At 51.4% G+C, this 14,905-nt stretch carries 14 protein-coding genes; 11 read left to right on the top strand and 3 right to left on the bottom strand.

Annotated features, from left to right (window positions below; translation table 11 throughout):
* The 10 genes from ccmB to ACYP03_RS00840 all read left to right on the top strand — a co-directional run bounded on the left by ccmB (position 1) and on the right by ACYP03_RS00840 (position 10,275).
* Positions 1-669 (top strand): heme exporter protein CcmB, encoded by a 669-nt coding sequence (gene ccmB / locus ACYP03_RS00795; RefSeq protein ID WP_459778103.1) that lies wholly within the window; start codon positions 1-3, stop codon positions 667-669.
* Positions 670-718: 49 nt separating this feature from the next.
* Complete coding sequence (locus ACYP03_RS00800; RefSeq protein WP_248143649.1) at positions 719-1,450, top strand: heme ABC transporter permease; 732 nt, start codon at positions 719-721, stop codon at positions 1,448-1,450.
* A 7-nt stretch (positions 1,451-1,457) separates the two neighbouring features.
* A complete protein-coding gene (gene ccmD / locus ACYP03_RS00805; RefSeq protein WP_248143650.1) occupies positions 1,458-1,664 on the top strand; it encodes a heme exporter protein CcmD in 207 nt (68 codons plus the stop codon).
* Positions 1,661-2,146, top strand: a complete 486-nt coding sequence (gene ccmE / locus ACYP03_RS00810) for a cytochrome c maturation protein CcmE (RefSeq protein WP_248143651.1) — start codon at positions 1,661-1,663, stop codon at positions 2,144-2,146. The genes ccmD and ccmE overlap by 4 nt, the downstream gene beginning before the upstream one ends.
* Positions 2,143-4,140, top strand: a complete 1,998-nt coding sequence (locus ACYP03_RS00815) for a heme lyase CcmF/NrfE family subunit (protein ID WP_459778107.1) — start codon at positions 2,143-2,145, stop codon at positions 4,138-4,140. The genes ccmE and ACYP03_RS00815 overlap by 4 nt, the downstream gene beginning before the upstream one ends.
* A complete protein-coding gene (locus tag ACYP03_RS00820; protein WP_248143653.1) occupies positions 4,137-4,691 on the top strand; it encodes a DsbE family thiol:disulfide interchange protein in 555 nt (184 codons plus the stop codon). Before ACYP03_RS00815 ends, ACYP03_RS00820 begins: the two co-directional genes overlap by 4 nt.
* The gene (locus ACYP03_RS00825; protein ID WP_459778110.1) at positions 4,688-5,203 is read left to right on the top strand and encodes a cytochrome c-type biogenesis protein; all 516 of its coding nucleotides are present in this window, start codon (positions 4,688-4,690) and stop codon (positions 5,201-5,203) included. Before ACYP03_RS00820 ends, ACYP03_RS00825 begins: the two co-directional genes overlap by 4 nt.
* Positions 5,200-6,411 carry a c-type cytochrome biogenesis protein CcmI gene (ccmI, locus tag ACYP03_RS00830; RefSeq protein WP_248143656.1) on the top strand — a complete coding sequence of 404 codons (1,212 nt, stop codon included), beginning with the start codon at positions 5,200-5,202 and terminating at the stop codon, positions 6,409-6,411. Before ACYP03_RS00825 ends, ccmI begins: the two co-directional genes overlap by 4 nt.
* Before the next feature lie 85 nt (positions 6,412-6,496).
* Positions 6,497-7,348 (top strand): MlaA family lipoprotein, encoded by an 852-nt coding sequence (locus tag ACYP03_RS00835; protein ID WP_459778113.1) that lies wholly within the window; start codon positions 6,497-6,499, stop codon positions 7,346-7,348.
* Between the two features lie 425 nt (positions 7,349-7,773).
* Complete coding sequence (locus tag ACYP03_RS00840) at positions 7,774-10,275, top strand: glycosyl hydrolase family 18 protein (protein ID WP_459778116.1); 2,502 nt, start codon at positions 7,774-7,776, stop codon at positions 10,273-10,275.
* Positions 10,276-10,379: 104 nt separating this feature from the next.
* Here ACYP03_RS00840 and ACYP03_RS00845 read toward each other — a convergent pair whose 3' ends face one another.
* The 3 genes from ACYP03_RS00845 to ACYP03_RS00855 form a co-directional block, all read right to left on the bottom strand.
* Positions 10,380-11,642 (bottom strand): outer membrane protein transport protein, encoded by a 1,263-nt coding sequence (locus tag ACYP03_RS00845; protein WP_248143661.1) that lies wholly within the window; start codon positions 11,640-11,642, stop codon positions 10,380-10,382.
* 204 nt (positions 11,643-11,846) lie between these two features.
* A complete protein-coding gene (locus ACYP03_RS00850) occupies positions 11,847-12,560 on the bottom strand; it encodes a DUF3379 domain-containing protein (protein WP_248143663.1) in 714 nt (237 codons plus the stop codon).
* Entirely contained in the window at positions 12,547-13,122 is a 576-nt protein-coding gene (locus tag ACYP03_RS00855) for a sigma-70 family RNA polymerase sigma factor (protein ID WP_248143665.1), read from the bottom strand. Before ACYP03_RS00855 ends, ACYP03_RS00850 begins: the two co-directional genes overlap by 14 nt.
* 461 nt (positions 13,123-13,583) lie before the next feature.
* Between ACYP03_RS00855 and fadI the strand changes: the two genes are divergently transcribed.
* A complete protein-coding gene (gene fadI, locus ACYP03_RS00860; protein ID WP_248143666.1) occupies positions 13,584-14,894 on the top strand; it encodes an acetyl-CoA C-acyltransferase FadI in 1,311 nt (436 codons plus the stop codon).
* The last annotated feature ends 11 nt before the right edge of the window (positions 14,895-14,905 follow it).

Consider the following 14,905-nt stretch of genomic DNA (forward strand, 5'->3'; position numbering starts at 1 on the left):
ATGTTGTCTTCGATGTATCAGGTCATCCGGCGAGAATTGCTGATCGCTTTTCGTCGTCAGGCAGATGTGTTTAACCCGCTGTGGTTTTTTATTATTGTCATCACGCTGTTTCCGCTGGGGATCGGGCCTGAGCCGAACCTGTTAGCACGAATTGCGCCCGGCATTATTTGGGTGGCTGCTTTGCTGGCTGCACTGCTGTCGCTGGAGCGCTTATTCCGTGATGATTTTGTTGATGGATCCCTGGAGCAAATGATGCTCATGCCAACGCCTTTACCTGTCCTGGCGCTGGCAAAAGTGATTGCTCACTGGGTGCTGACCGGCTTGCCATTGTTATTAATCAGTCCGTTGCTGGCAATTTTATTGTCGCTGGACTGGTCTACTTGGCAGGCTGTGGTCCTGACGCTGCTGATCGGCACGCCGACCCTGAGTTTTCTGGGGGCGATAGGGGTTGCACTCACGGTTGGATTACGCAAAGGTGGGGTATTATTGAGCTTGCTCATCCTGCCGTTATTCATTCCCGTGCTAATCTTTGCGACCTCTGCAATAGAAGCCGCGTCTTTGGGAATGGGCTATCAGGGGCAGCTGGCCCTGATGGGCGCGATGCTGGCAGGTGCGGCGACACTGGCGCCATTTGCCATCGCAGTTTCGCTGCGGGTTAGTGTGAACTGACCAAAAAAGCTTGGAAGCAATAATTATTATCATCATAGAGTATTGAAAGATGTGGAAGTGGTTACATCCCTACGCTAAAGCTGAAAAATGCTACCAACTGTGCGGCACTCTGCTGCCCTGGTTTGCAGTCTTGTCTTTACTCAGCCTGACGATCGGTTCGATCTGGGGGCTGGCTTTTGCACCTGCTGATTACCAGCAGGGCGACAGTTTCCGGATTATTTACCTGCACGTCCCGGCAGCTATCTGGTCGATGGGCGCTTATCTCTGGATGGCTGTTGCTGCCTTTATCGGGCTGGTCTGGCAGGTTCGTCTGTCTGATATGGCTGCTGCAGCGATGGCACCGATTGGCGCTGTTTTCACATTTATTGCACTGGTGACCGGCGCCATCTGGGGTAAACCGATGTGGGGCGCCTGGTGGGTCTGGGATGCCAGACTGACCTCTGAACTGATTCTGCTGTTTTTGTTCCTGGGCGTCATTGCGCTTTATAACGCCTTTGATGATCAGAAAACGGCGGCGAAAGCGGCGGGGATTCTGGCCATCGTCGGGGTGATTAATCTGCCGATTATTCATTTCTCAGTGGAGTGGTGGAATACCCTGCATCAGGGCGCGACCATTACAAAGTTTGCCAAGCCCTCCATTGACAGTCGTATGCTATGGCCTCTGCTGCTGAATATTGTCGGTTTTGCCTGTTTCTTTGGCGCAGTGACACTGATTCGCCTGCGAAATGAAATTTTGCTCAGGGAAAGCCACCGTCCCTGGGTACGCCAGTTGATGCAGTGAGGTGAGTATGCATTTTGAATCCATCCGTGAATTTTTTGCTATGGGCGGGTATGCCGGATATGTCTGGACTGCTTATGGTATTTCTGCTTTATCTCTGCTGATTCTGCTCTGGCGCAGTGTCAGCCAAAGTCGTCATCTGGCAGCTGAAATCAAAAATAAAATAGCCCGTGAGCACCGCATTAAAGCTGCTGAGAAGCTGGAGAATACGCTATGAACCCAAGACGTAAAAAACGCCTGACTGTTGTCATTGCCCTGCTCGCTGGACTGGGTGTGACGGTTGGCCTGGTTCTGTATGCCATGAACCAGAATATGGATTTGTTTTACACGCCAACTGAACTGGTGCAGGGTAAGTCGGATGGGACAAAGCCTGAAGTGGGTCAGCGTCTGCGCATTGGTGGCATGGTGGTCAAAGGTTCGGTTTCGCGTGACCCGAGCTCACTGCAGGTCAGCTTTCGGGTAGCTGATGTCGGTCCTGAAGTGACTGTCCGTTATGACGGTATTCTGCCTGATCTGTTCCGTGAAGGGCAGGGCATTGTTGCTCAGGGTGTTCTGGTGGATGCAACGACGGTAGAGGCCCATGAAGTGCTGGCGAAGCATGATGAGGAATACATGCCGCCGGAAGTTGCGGAAGCCATGCAGAAAAACCACAAGCCGCTGGAATACACCGACCAACAAAAACAAGGTAGTGTGCAATGATTGCAGAGTTAGGGCAGTTCAGCCTGATCCTGGCGCTGGGGTTATCGCTCCTGGTCAGCTTTTATCCTTTATACGGTGCTCATCAGGGAAATCCGGTACTGATGCGTCTGGCAAGGCCTCTGACTTACGGCGTCTTTGTGATGTTGCTGTTGTCATTTGTTTTACTGGCCTGGGCCTTTTACAGCAACGACTTTACGCTGACATATGTGGCCAGCAACTCCAACAGTAATCTGCCCTGGTACTATCGGATTACGGCAGTATGGGGAGCGCATGAAGGCTCTCTTCTGCTGTGGGTGCTGATTCAGGCGACCTGGGCGGCCGCAGTTGCAACATTCAGCCGCGGGATGCCGCAGGAATCTGTGGCCCGGGTGCTTGCCGTCATGGGGATGATTTCCGTCGGTTTCCTGCTGTTTATTATTCTGACCTCCAATCCTTTCCTCCGTACCCTGCCTTATTTCCCGGTAGATGGCCGTGATCTGAATCCGCTGCTTCAGGACCCGGGGCTGATTATTCACCCGCCGATGCTGTATATGGGTTATGTGGGTTTCTCGGTCGCTTTTGCATTTGCAATTGCTTCACTGATGACCGGACGACTGGATACGGCCTGGGCTCGCTGGTCGCGTCCCTGGACAATTGCCGCCTGGTCGTTTCTGACTTTGGGAATCGCGCTGGGTTCCTGGTGGGCTTATTATGAGCTCGGCTGGGGCGGCTGGTGGTTCTGGGATCCGGTTGAAAACGCATCTTTCATGCCATGGCTGGCCGGGACAGCGTTGATGCACTCACTGGCAGTCACGGAGAAACGGGGAACCTTTAAAGCCTGGACGGTCCTGCTGGCGATTTCGGCCTTTTCACTGAGTCTGCTCGGTACTTTCCTGGTTCGCTCCGGTGTTCTGGTTTCCGTACATGCGTTTGCTTCTGACCCGGCACGCGGAATGTTTATACTGGGCTTCCTGGTTGTCGTGATTGGCGGATCCCTGTTGCTGTACGCGTTGCGAGGTGCGCAGATCCGTTCCCACGGCAGCTTCAGCTTGTTCTCACGCGAGAATTTCCTGCTGGCAAACAACCTGTTGCTGGTCACGGGGTTACTGGTGGTCCTGATTGGGACATTGCTGCCGCTGGTGCACAAGCAAATCGGGTTGGGTTCTGTCTCGATTGGTGTACCGTTCTTCAACACACTGTTTACCTGGCTGATGATTCCTTTTGCGTTTTTCCTTGGAATCGGGCCGCTGGTCCGCTGGAAGCGAGAGAATTTTGCCAATATCCGTCGTCCGCTGATCATTTCTGCGCTGATCACACTGCCGTTGTCCCTGCTGGTGCTCTGGCTGCGTCCGGACCCGATCCAGCCGCTGGCTGTTCTGGGGCTGGTGATGGCATTCTGGATCATCATTTTGCAGGGCTATGAGCTGTATGAGCGCGCCACACACCGGCATCCACTGATGGTCGGTCTGGGTAAACTGGGCCGCAGTCACTGGGCGATGGTGCTGGGTCATCTCGGACTGGCGATCACCCTGATCGGGATTACACTGGTGTCGAATTATGATCTGGAACGTGATGTGCGCTTGTCTCCGGGTCAGTCTGTGAATGTGGAAGGGTTTGATTTCCGTCTGGCCGGTCTGCGCAATGTGGAAGGGCCGAACTACGATGGTTTCATCGGCGACTTTGTGGTGACAGCCAACGGTAAATTTATCACTGAACTGCATGCCGAGAAGCGATTCTATACTGTGGCTGGCTCGATGATGACAGAAGCGGCCATCGACAGTGGTGTGACCCGCGATCTTTATGTGGCATTGGGCGAGGAGCTGAATGATGGCGCCTGGGCGGTCCGGATATATTACAAGCCATTTGTGAACTGGCTGTGGGCCGGTGCCATTTTGATGGCGCTGGGTGGCGCAATGGCAATCAGCGATAAGCGCTACCGATTCCGTCAGCGTTTCAAAAAAACAGAGCAAGCTGAGGAACATGTTGCTGTATCTCAGGCGGAGGTGAATGGATGAACAAGAAACTGCTCTTTATCCCGTTTGTGATTTTTATCGCGCTGGTGGCTGTGTTTATGGAGCAGCTGACCCGCAATGCGGACGGCGATGATCCGACCCGCCTGGAATCCGTCCTGGTCGGGAAGCCTGTTCCGGCTTTTCGTCTGGAAGATTTAGCGAACGCTGACACGTTGTACCAGCAGGACATTTTCCATGGGGAGCCGCTGCTGCTGAATGTGTGGGCAACCTGGTGTCCGACCTGCTATGCAGAGCATCAGTATCTCAATCAGCTGGCCAGTCAGGGCGTTAAAATTATTGGCCTGAATTATAAGGATGAGCGACAAAAAGCCATCCGCTGGCTGGATGACTTGGGCAATCCTTATATGCACAGCCTGTTCGACGGCAATGGGATGCTGGGAATGGACCTGGGGGTTTACGGCGCCCCGGAGACATTCCTGATTGATGCCAAAGGGATCATCCGCTATCGCCATGTGGGGGATGTGAATCCGCAAAACTGGGAAAGTACCCTGAAGCCTATCTACGAGCGACTGCAGGAGGAAGCGAAAGGATGAAACACTGGATTGCAGCGGTTGCACTGAGCATTGCTGGCTGGCTTTCAGTCTGCCTGCCTGCACAGGCCGCTATTGATGTGTATGAGTTCAAGTCGCATGAGCAGGAAGTGGCCTTTCAGGATCTGACAGCAACGCTTCGTTGTCCGAAGTGTCAGAACAACAATATTGCAGATTCGAACGCCGAGCTGGCGAAAGATATGCGTCAGAAAGTGTTCGAATTGCTGGAACAGGGGAAATCAAAGCAGGAAATCATTGATTATATGATTGCCCGCTACGGTAACTTCGTAACATATAATCCACCTGTCATGCCTTCCACGTTGATTCTCTGGCTGGGACCGCTGTGTTTTTTGCTGATCGGGGCCAGTGTGCTGGTTTACCGTTCCCGACGCGGCGTCGCAGGTACGAAAACCATGGATGCAGCAGAGTCGGCACGTCTGAATGCACTGCTTGAGGAAATGGAGCAACAGGCAGACAACAGCAGTCAGGCTGGTGATAACAAGGTGAAAAAATGACGTTATTTTGGATTTCCACCCTGATTCTGGTGCTGATTGCACTGGCGTTTTTGATTGTGCCTGCTTTCGTTGGCAGCAACCAGGATCAGGTCGCCAGCCGGGATGAGCTGAACAAAGCCTTCTTTCGTGACCGGTTGGGTGAGCTCAAAGAAGAGAGCAGCGAAGGCTTGATTGCCAATCCGGATGAAATGGAAGTTGAGCTGCAGCAGTCCCTGCTGGATGATGTGCCGGCAGGGCAGGTTCAGCAGTATTCATTGTTTAAGCCCTGGTTATTGTTGCCGGGTGTCCTGGTCATTATTGGTGTGTCTTACGGTTTGTACCATATTGTAGGTAATCAGCAGAAAGTTGCAGTCTGGCAGGAAACGGTTTCCAGACTGCCTCAATTGACTCAAAAGCTGATGGTTCAGAATGCTGAGCCGCTGACGGATGAGGAAATGAATGATCTGACGCTTGGTCTGCGGACGCGCTTACATGAGCGCCCGAATGATGCGACCGGCTGGCTGCTGCTTGGCCGGATCGGTATTGCGAACCGGGATATTGAAACGGCACAGGGTGCGATGAAACGTGCCTTGGATCTTGAACCCAGTGATCCAACGCTACAGCTTGAATATGCCCGGACGCTGATGATGGGGGGCGAACCGGGCCAGCTTCAGTTTGCGCGGACGATGCTGAAACATCTGCTGGAACGACATCCGGGAAATTTTGAAGCAATGGCGTTACTGGCATTTGATGCGTTCAGTCAGGGCAATTACCCGGTAGCAATCCAGTTCTGGGAGCAGATGAAAAGCTTGCCGGGGATTGGCGAAGATCGCCTCAGAATGATTGATGGCGGGATTGCTCAGGCCAAAAAAGAAATCGAGCGTGCTGCAAACCCGAGTCCTGGGGTAACCGTGACGGTGAATCTGGCCCCCTCCGTTACCCTGCCGGCGCAAGGAATGGTGATTGTGTCTGTTCACACTGCAGACGGTGCACCGATGCCGTTGGCGGCAAGACGGTTGCCGTTGTCCCGCTTCCCGTTAACGCTGACACTGACAGACAGCGACAGCATGGTGCCTGACCGGTTGATGTCCAAGCAGTCGAACCTCATCGTGCGGGCGCGAATTGACCATGATGGGAACGTCGCGACGAAAGACGGTGACTGGTTTGGTGAAAGTGGTGTTGTCCCGCTGGGAGGGGAAACAACCATTACAATTGATACACAGTTTTAGCAATATCCTGAAACATACTGGCAGTTCTAAAACAGACTGGATATCATTATCCAGTCTGTTTTCGTTGAAATAAGTGGTTAACACATTGAGTCGAAATCTTTTTTTATCCATTCTTCTGAGCATGTCCCTGATGGGCTGTGCCAGTTCTCCGCCTGATCCAGCCCCTGAAAAACTGGCTGGGGATGAATATGGCCTTGATGCTGAAGAGATGGCTGAGGCCGGGCTGACGGCGGAAGAGCTCCAGTCGCTTGAAACGCCGGAAAGTGCGGTTTATGACCCTTTTGAAGGTTTCAACCGTGCGATGTGGACGGTGAATTATGATTATCTGGATCCTTACTTTCTCCGCCCGGTTTCTTTGGCGTATGTAGACTATGTGCCTTCTCCGGTACGTACAGGGCTGAGAAACTTCCTGTCGAACCTTGAAGAACCAGCCAATATGCTCAACAGCTTTTTGATGCAGAACCCGGAGAAAGCGGTTGACCATTTTACCCGGTTCTGGATTAACTCTATTTTTGGCCTGGGTGGTCTGATCGATATCGCCTCAGCAGCAGATATTTCGCCGCCGGGGGGGCAATCATTTCCGGATACGCTTGGATATTATGGTGTCGGGAATGGCCCGTACTTCATGATCCCGGCATACGGGCCGGTCACGTTGCGTGAAGGTGCGGGAGACTGGGTTGATAAATTGTATTTCCCGCTGAATTTACTGACGTTCTGGCAAAGTGCGGGTAAATGGGCACTGGAAGGGATGGAAAACCGGGCAAAACTGGTGTCACAGGAACCGATGCTGAACAATTCTCCTGACCCTTATGTATTTACGCGGGATGCCTATATTCAGTATAAGAATTTCAGGGCCGGCGGGCAGGCTGCGGCACCAGAAGAGTCAGGAAATGAAGAGTACCTTGACGATTATCTGGATGAAATCGACAGCGAATAGGTCATTATCCTGCTTTCCTCATAGAATCCAGAGCTACTGATGGCTCTGGATTTTTTTCAAAGTGAAGGGCTGAAGTGATTTTATGTTAATTTCTTGTAAATAAAAACATGAGTTGCGATTTGTCGGGTTTGTTTGTATTTTGCTCACATTTCTGACTTAAAACTGTTAAGAACTGCTTACAATTTTCATTTTTTTCTTTCATTTTAGTAACCTACGTCGCAATCATCGATTGTTTGCTTGATTTATCACTTTCCTGTCTCATCTTGCTTCAGCTTGCATTCCTTCTGGCAGAAGATCACAAAGATTAACATTTGCATCATTTTTTTTACTTTCTTTCTTTGAGACATAAAGAAACTCGACTATTCCTTATACTGCATAGCTTGCTGGCTATGCTTTTATTTATTTTTTAACTCAAGGAACAAGTCATGTCTTTCAATAAGTTGACTCCTGTCGCAGCTGGTATCGCCGCTGTGACATTGTCGTGGGGAGCAATGGCGGCTCCGGGCACGCCTCAGATTGCCTGGATGGAAACTGATTACGCGATCATTGAAGTGGATCAGGCCGCAAGTGCCTATACAAGCCTGGTGACTGTTAAACCTGCTGCTGAAGTCCCGGTTGCCTGGCAGCGTTACTCCGGTGATCCGGCGGATCATTGGAAAGTGAAATTAAACGGTAATGTTGTTTTTGAAACAGCAATTGCTCCGGCATCAAGTGGCGCGGGCTCCACAACCCTTTCTGTGGCTCAGGGTGGCCAGTATGCCATGACGGTTGAACTGTGCAGTGGCGCAGGGGCAGCAGAGGCGTGTACCAGCAGCGCGGCGACGAATATCGTTGTCGCAGATACGGACGGCAGCCATTTGGATCCTCTGCCGATGAATGTCGATCCGAATAATGGAAATTACACGACACCCCCAAACACTGTTGTGGGTGCTTACTTTGTTGAGTGGGGTGTCTACGGCCGTAAATTCCCGGTGGATAAAGTACCGGCACAAAACCTGACTCACATTCTGTATGGCTTTATCCCAATCTGTGGCCCGAATGACTCTCTGGGTGAAATTGAGAACGGCAACAGTCTGGCTGCACTGAAGCGAGCCTGTCAGGGAACGCCTGATTATGAAGTCGTGATTCATGATCCATGGGCGGCTGTCCAGATGCCACAGGCTGGTCACAGCTACAGTACGCCTTATAAAGGGACATACGGTCAGCTGATGGCGCTGAAACAACGTTATCCTGATCTGAAAGTGATCCCTTCTGTGGGGGGCTGGACACTGTCTGACCCGTTCTATTCATTCACCGATAAGGCGAAGCGCGACATTTTTGTTGCCAGTGTGAAGAAGTTCCTGAAAACATGGAAATTCTTTGATGGTGTGGATATCGACTGGGAATTCCCGGGCGGAAAAGGTGCGAATCCAAACCTAGGCGATCCGGTGAAAGACGGTCCTGCGTATGTCGCCCTGATGCGTGAACTGCGTGCAATGCTGGATGATCTGGAAGCAGAAACGGGTCGTCAGTATGAACTGACATCAGCCATTGGTGTGGGCTACGACAAGATTGATGTCGTGAACTACGCAGATGCGATCCAGTACATGGATTACATTTTCGCCATGACCTATGACTTCTTCGGCGGCTGGAATAATGTACCGGGTCATCAGACTGCATTGTTCTGCGGCACGCATATGTCTGCCGATGAGTGCAATGGTACGGGTGTGGATGAAAACGGTGAGCCACGCAAAGGTCCGGCTTACACTGCATCACATGGGATTGAGCGTTTACTGGGACAAGGTGTGCCCGCCAACAAACTGGTTCTGGGTGCAGCCATGTATGCACGTGGCTGGACTGGTGTGACTGAGGCGAGCATGACGGATCCATCAAACCCAATGACCGGAAAAGGCACGGGTGCGGTACCGGGTTCCTGGGAAGCGGGCGTCATTGACTATAAAGATGTTGTGAAGAATTACATCAACAACGCCGCGGTTGTGAAAGGGTATGATACTCAGGCTGAAGGCCCTTGGGCTTATGATCCAAGCAACGGAAACCTGATTACATATGACAACCCGCGTTCTGTTATGGCGAAAGGCCAGTACGTTCGTAATCTGGGGCTGGCAGGTCTGTTTGCATGGGAAATCGATGCGGATAACGGCGATATTCTGAATGCAATGCAGGAATCTCTGGCCGGCGGTGGTGGTAACTATGCGCCAGTCGCTAATGCCGGTGCTGACCAACAGGTGAATGGTGCTGCAACTGTAACACTGGATGGTTCAGCCTCAAGTGATCGCGATGGCCAGATTGTCAGCTATCAGTGGGTTCAGACTAGTGGTCCGGCTCTGACACTGACTGGTGCGGGGACTGTCAAAGCCACAGTTGCTGTGCCGGCTGTAACAGCAGACACGCAGTATGTGTTTACCCTGACTGTGACAGATGACAAAGGTGATACAGCGACTGACACCGTGACTGTCAGTGCGAAAGCACCTGGTTCAAATACTGCGCCTGTCGTGGCTGTCTCTGGCCCGATTTCAGCGAATGCCGGGGTTCTGGTGACACTGGATGCGTCTCAGTCGACTGATGCTGATGGCGATACACTGACTTTTGATTGGACAGTGCCAGCAGGCGTGAATGCAACGGTGAATGGTGCGACAGTCAGTTTCACGGCAGGGAGTTATACCGCAGATACACCACTGAACTTTACGGTTGCAGTATCTGACGGCACAGACACTGTGACTCAGTCGGTGACTGTGACTGTCCTGAAAGACGGCGGTTCTACCGGTTGTACCGATGCCTGGAGCAGCGCTGGCGTGTATAACGCTGGGGATATCGTGACGCATGCCGGGAAGTCCTGGAAAGCGAAATGGTGGACCACAGGTGAAGAACCAGGAACCACTGGTGAGTGGGGTGTCTGGGAAGATCTGGGTGCAGCAAACTGCCAGTAAGTGTGGGTTTCCGTAACGAAAACTGAAAATTTGTAAGATGTAAAATGATAAAGCCGCTCAAGGGAGCGGCTTTTTTTAATCTTTCTGCAGTCGTCTTTCTGTTTTTAGAAAGATCTGCTGTACTGTACACCGTACAGCAGGGCATCAGCACGGGTAGTTGCTGAAACTTGAGAAAGCGAGGTGTTTTCAGTCGCCTGGACGTTTTTACCCATCAGATAAGTCAGACCGAAGTCCAGCGTTGACTTGCGGTCCAGGTTGTAGCTGAAGCCGCCTGAGAACCACTGACGGTCTGAATCAGGGACAGAAATTGAGGTTTTCTTGTCTTGTGCACTGGTGTCGTACATGTAACCTGCACGCAGGGTCCAGTCTGAATTCAGGGTGTAGGTACCGCCAACCGCGTAGTGCCAGCCATCTTTCCACTGGTATTCATTCAGGACGACGCCTTTGTTGGTTTTCAGTACATCAAAGGTGCTCCACTCAATCCACTGAACACTATAGTGAACTGCAAACTGGCTGTTCAGCTGGTGGAAACCAGAGAACTCAGCCATATCCGGCAGTGGCATCAGCAGTTTCTGGCCACTCAGTTTACCGCCAGCTTGCTGGGCATAGATATCGCCTTCAGCTTCCAGCTCCGGGCTGTAGTGATAGGACAGACCGAAACGGTTGGCATCGTTCAGCTCATAAACAGTACCCAGGTTGAAACCAACCGCCGTACCGTCGACATCTACGTCAACCAGCGGGCCTTTGGTACCCTTGGTTTTCTCAAGAACTGCCTCGATAGTCTGGTTTGAACGCTGCAGTTCGCCCTGACCGTAGATGATGTCCAGACCACCACCAATGCTCCACTGAGGGTTCAGGCGGTATGCCGCATTTAGGGTCAGGTTCAGGCTCTTCACATCGGTCAGACCGCCGAATTCGTTTGCTGCATAGCTGCTGCTGAACTCAGTTTTGGTGCCGAAGTTGGAGTAGATGCCCACACCCAGTGCCAGTTTGTCATTCACCGGATGAACATAATACAGGTTCGGGACATAGGAGGTGCCACCGATTTGCTCATCATCGAGACGAGCACTGGTCACTGAGCTCGTGAGTGGATTTGTCAGTGCGTAGTTTGCGTTTTTTACCTTAATGTCGGTATCAATAACATTCAGGCCGAGAGAGATTGCTGGCGCATTGAACAGGGTCATTGCCGCAGCGTTACGGGACATCACCGATGCATTATCGGCAATGACGGCATCACCGGCAAAAGCACGGCCAAGTCCGGTTGCAGATTGTGAGTTCAGTTGAAAGCCAGCAGCAAATGACTGCTGAGAAGCCAAAGCGATGGCGGTTGCCATCATGGTTTTTGTAAACAGACGCTTCTTGTACATTTATTTTTATCCTGATCTTTTTATCGGCTGAGACATGGTTGTCTCAGCAAGCAGCCGATTCTAGGAGCAGGTAAAAAAACATCAAATCAGACCAGTATTTAAGTCATTGTTTTATCAATGTTGAATCTGACTGTTTGATGAAAAGATAGGCATTTTTTGCTGCGGCTGCAAAAAACAGCCGCAGCAGATTCAGAGATGGTGGGATCAGATATTGGTCCAGTGCAGGGCACCTTTGAGTTTCTCTGCAATGGGCATCACGTTTTCACCTTTATTCCCAACCACAATTAAACTGGCTTCCTGCGAAGGAATCACGACACCCCGCATGTTTTTGTCTTCAAAGTTTTCCATGGCCCGGCTGGGTTTCGGTACGACAAAAACGGTGACTTTACCACTTTGACCTTCCATCACCATGTGCAGTGCATCACCACCATCAAAGCCACAGTGATTCAGGTAATAGACATGAGAAGGCAATGTGCTGAATTTCGGACCGAAAGGCTTCAGTTTGGCATTGACCTGTTTCAGAGAAACGCCTTCATCAATCTGATCGACAAAGGGGGCTTCATTGTAAATATGCTTCAGGGCAATCTGTCCGATATCAGGCGATGAGGCCGGCATGATACGGTCACTGAACTGGCCAATAAACAGACCACACAGGAAAGCAACTGAAGCGGCAATCGCCAGATGCCGGCGAACTTTTTTCTCGGCCTGATAACCTTGACCAGACTGACGAAACAGAATGCGATCAGCCAGATCTTCCGGCACATCAACTTTCATCGCTGCGGCGAGCTTTGAATCGAGCTGCTGTAACTCGTCATGGAGCTTGCGGTTGGCAATCGACGAATTTTTCGCCGCGCACATTTCCGGGCTGTTGTCACTGGGGTCAGCCAGAATTCTGCGACGAAATTCAAGATCGTCCATTATGTTGTCCCCTCCGCTCTGTTTGTTTCTCTAAAGAATCTTTCAACTGATTTCTTGCTCTGAACAGCCGGGTCATCACGGTATTTCTGTTCAGGCCAAGGATACTAGCAATTTCATCGCCGTTGAATCCAGCCATCACCTGTAAAACCAAAGGCTCGCGATATTCTGGCGACAGTTGTTGAATTAGATGCTGCAGCTGGCTCATCTCGGAGTCGCCATAACTGCTCGTGTCGGTGTCCTGAGCCGGTATCGCATGATCGTCAATGTCGACCAGATCAAGCTGTTTACGTTCGAACCGCCGGGCATTTTCCCGTCGGAGAATCGTAATCAGCCATGCCTTGGCCGCACTGTCGTCATTCAGACTATCCAGTGATCGCCATGCGCGCAGACAAGTTTCCTGGACCAGATCTTCGGCAATATGAGGGTCGTGGCATAACCAGTAGGCATACCTGTAAAGGTCTTTGTGCCAGGCCCTGACCAGGGCTTCGTAACGTTTTTGTTTATTCATGTCTACAGAGACCGAGGCATCTGCATTTTTCTTACGAAAAAATTGCTTCATCATGATGTTGCCTATCCGTAACCCTTAAGCCATGCGGACTCTTTGTCGCTGAAAGTGGGGAGGATTCAAGTCACTCTTTGTTGTGTTATTGATTTTCCTCAATATCTGACAGCCTGCTTCAGTTATAGTGATTCCGTTATCGGATGGTTTATCGGTAACGTCCTTTACGGACTGAGTATACCCTTCAACTACTTGCGAACGGGGTTAGCTGGTGTATCAATTGGGAATACTGGCATTTACTCTTCGCACTTTTATTGAGTCTTGCACAAACGGCTGACATTGTGAGTTTAATAACCATACCATAGCGGTGTGGTTTTTTTTTATGTCTCCCTGAATCTCCTTTATTTTTGATTGTTTTTGACGCCTCTCAACTTTTCAAACATTAATTTGAATTAAATAACAATACCGTTACAATCGGTGTGGTCTGACCTCTGGTTTGTCTTACATAATGATAAGGAGTCGCGATGACACGTCGCCAGAATCTCACTACCCAACAGGGTGAGCGCATTGCTGTCGTTACAGGATTGCGTACCCCTTTTGCCCGCCAGGCGACTGCCTTTAATGGTGTACCCGCGCTGGATATGGGCAAAATGGTGGTCAATGAAATGCTGCAAAAAATTGACTTTGACCCGGCATTGATTGAGCAGGTGGTCTTTGGCCAGGTCGTTCAAATGCCGGAAGCACCGAATATTGCCCGTGAAATTGTGCTGGGTACCGGGATGAACATTCACACAGATGCCTACAGTGTGACCCGTGCCTGTGCAACCAGCTTCCAGGCGGCCGCCAACGTGGCTGAAAGTATTCTGTCGGGCACCATTGATATCGGCATTGCGGGTGGTGCAGATTCTTCTTCGGTCCTGCCAATCGGCGTGTCTAAAAAGCTGGCCGCGACTTTGCTGGCGCTGAGCAAAGCAAAGACCATGGGTAAAAAAATGGGACTGCTGAGTAAGCTCAGTCTCAAAGATCTGATGCCGGTGCCGCCTGCAGTTGCCGAATATTCGACGGGTCTGAGCATGGGCCAGACGGCAGAGCAGATGGCGAAAACCCACGGTATCAGCCGTGAGGCGCAGGATGCGCTGGCGCACCGTTCACATACACTGGCAGCTCAGGCATGGCGTGATGGCCTGATTCAGGATGAAGTCATTACAGCTTTCCCTGAACCCTATCGTCAGTGGATTAATCAGGACAACAACATCCGGGAAGACTCGACGGTGGAAGGCTATGCCAAACTCCGTCCGGCTTTCGACCGTAAGTTCGGTTCCGTAACCGCAGCCAACAGTACGCCGCTGACTGACGGCGCAGCAGCCATTCTGCTGATGCGTGAAGGCCGGGCGAAAGAGCTGGGTCTGAAACCGCTGGGTTATATCCGCTCTTATGCGTTTTCGGCAATTGGCGTAGAGCAGGACATGCTGATGGGGCCGTCCTATGCAACGCCACTGGCTCTGGACCGCGCCGGACTGACGCTCTCAGATCTGACGCTGATCGACATGCATGAAGCGTTTGCGGCACAAACCCTGGCCAATGTGAAGATGTTTGCCTCGAAGAAGTTTGCCCAGGAGAAACTGGGTCGTAGCGAAGCGATTGGTGAAATCGACATGGACAGATTCAATGTCCTGGGCGGTTCAATTGCCTATGGTCACCCGTTTGCGGCCACTGGTGCCCGGATGATCACCCAAACTCTGCGTGAGCTGCAGCGTCGTGGCGGCGGTCTGGCTTTGAACACCGCCTGTGCGGCTGGTGGTCTGGGTGCAGCAATGATCCTGGAGGCTGAATAATGACGGATGTA

The sequence above is a fragment of the Photobacterium sp. R1 genome (assembly GCF_054600795.1).

Coding starts and splice junctions, on each gene's coding strand:
- ccmB (WP_459778103.1), top strand. CDS start 1: ATGTTGTCTTCGATGTATCAGGTCATCCGGCGAGAATTGCTGATCGCT.
- ACYP03_RS00800 (WP_248143649.1), top strand. CDS start 719: ATGTGGAAGTGGTTACATCCCTACGCTAAAGCTGAAAAATGCTACCAA.
- ccmD (WP_248143650.1), top strand. CDS start 1,458: ATGCATTTTGAATCCATCCGTGAATTTTTTGCTATGGGCGGGTATGCC.
- ccmE (WP_248143651.1), top strand. CDS start 1,661: ATGAACCCAAGACGTAAAAAACGCCTGACTGTTGTCATTGCCCTGCTC.
- ACYP03_RS00815 (WP_459778107.1), top strand. CDS start 2,143: ATGATTGCAGAGTTAGGGCAGTTCAGCCTGATCCTGGCGCTGGGGTTA.
- ACYP03_RS00820 (WP_248143653.1), top strand. CDS start 4,137: ATGAACAAGAAACTGCTCTTTATCCCGTTTGTGATTTTTATCGCGCTG.
- ACYP03_RS00825 (WP_459778110.1), top strand. CDS start 4,688: ATGAAACACTGGATTGCAGCGGTTGCACTGAGCATTGCTGGCTGGCTT.
- ccmI (WP_248143656.1), top strand. CDS start 5,200: ATGACGTTATTTTGGATTTCCACCCTGATTCTGGTGCTGATTGCACTG.
- ACYP03_RS00840 (WP_459778116.1), top strand. CDS start 7,774: ATGTCTTTCAATAAGTTGACTCCTGTCGCAGCTGGTATCGCCGCTGTG.
- ACYP03_RS00845 (WP_248143661.1), bottom strand. CDS start 11,642: ATGTACAAGAAGCGTCTGTTTACAAAAACCATGATGGCAACCGCCATC.
- ACYP03_RS00850 (WP_248143663.1), bottom strand. CDS start 12,560: ATGGACGATCTTGAATTTCGTCGCAGAATTCTGGCTGACCCCAGTGAC.
- ACYP03_RS00855 (WP_248143665.1), bottom strand. CDS start 13,122: ATGATGAAGCAATTTTTTCGTAAGAAAAATGCAGATGCCTCGGTCTCT.
- fadI (WP_248143666.1), top strand. CDS start 13,584: ATGACACGTCGCCAGAATCTCACTACCCAACAGGGTGAGCGCATTGCT.